At 64.6% G+C, this 280-nt stretch carries 1 pseudogene; it reads right to left on the bottom strand.

What is annotated here, in order from left to right:
- A pseudogene (locus tag SB753_RS36630) lies at nt 1-214 on the bottom strand (BAX inhibitor (BI)-1/YccA family protein); the annotation flags it as partial.
- Between the last annotated feature and the right edge of the window lie 66 nt (nt 215-280).

Here is a 280-nt window from a genome sequence, read left to right as displayed (position 1 = left end):
AACCGAACGCGATGGCGAAGAACGCCAGCATGCTCATCGCCGGGCTGGTGGCGGCGAACAGCGAGAAGCCGGTGGCGACGCCCACCCACGCGCCGAGGACGGTCGGCACCATCGACAGCGCGAGCAGCCAGTAGGTGTTGCGCAGTACCCGGTTGCGGGTCTCGGCCGTGGTGACGCTGCCGCCCCGGCCAAAGGTATTGGGATAATCGTTCATGGTTTCTCCTTGCGTCAGACGCAGTGTTGCGACGTGGCTTGCAACGGTTTTTGTACGGTGCCGGCT

The organism is Paraburkholderia sp. SIMBA_053, assembly GCF_046534895.1.
GTDB classification, from domain to species: domain Bacteria; phylum Pseudomonadota; class Gammaproteobacteria; order Burkholderiales; family Burkholderiaceae; genus Paraburkholderia; species Paraburkholderia caledonica.
The sequence above is the reverse complement of the archived record's forward strand: the minus strand, read 5'-3'. Positions and strand labels throughout refer to the sequence as shown.